Source organism: Hansschlegelia zhihuaiae (genome assembly GCF_004103825.1).
Lineage (GTDB): Bacteria > Pseudomonadota > Alphaproteobacteria > Rhizobiales > Methylopilaceae > Methylopila > Methylopila zhihuaiae.
In genome coordinates, this window is sequence record NZ_RYFI01000060.1 from 1 (window position 1) to 668 (window position 668).

Sequence of the window (668 nt, forward strand, 5' to 3'; positions counted from 1 at the left end):
TATCTCGAGGAGCGCGTGACGCATGTGCGTCACTGGACCGACACGCTGTTCTCGTTCCGCACCACGCGGGACCCGTCGTTCCGCTTCCGCAACGGCGAGTTCACCATGATCGGCATCGAGGTCGAGGGCCGCCCGCTGGTGCGGGCCTACTCCGTCGTCTCGCCGAACTATGACGAGGAGCTGGAGTTCTTCTCGATCAAGGTCCCGGACGGCCCGCTCACCTCGCGCCTCCAGCACCTCAAGGTCGGCGACCCGATCCTCGTCGGCAAGAAGCCGACCGGCACCCTGGTGCTCGACAATCTGATGGACGGCCAGAACCTCTATCTGCTCGGCACCGGCACCGGGCTCGCGCCCTTCATGTCGATCATCCGCGACCCCGAGACCTATGAGCGCTTTGAGAAGGTCGTGCTGGTGCATGGCTGCCGGCAGGTCGACGAGCTCGCCTATGGCGAGACCATCACAGCCGAGCTGCCCAAGGACGAGCTGATCGGCGAGATGATCCGCGACGGGCTGATCTATTACCCGACCGTGACCCGCGAGCCGTTCAGGAACCGCGGCCGCATCACCGACCTGATGACATCCGGCAAGCTGTTCGACGACGTCGGCCTGCCCGCGATGTCGCCCGAACGCGACCGCTTCATGCTGTGCGGCTCGCCCGACATGATCCG

Annotated in this window: 1 protein-coding gene; it reads left to right on the forward strand. The window is 65.4% G+C overall.

All coding sequences use genetic code 11. The features are described 5' to 3' along the window. The coding region (locus EK403_RS22060; RefSeq protein ID WP_428979643.1) for a ferredoxin--NADP reductase at positions 1 to 668 on the forward strand (668 nt) is incomplete at both ends.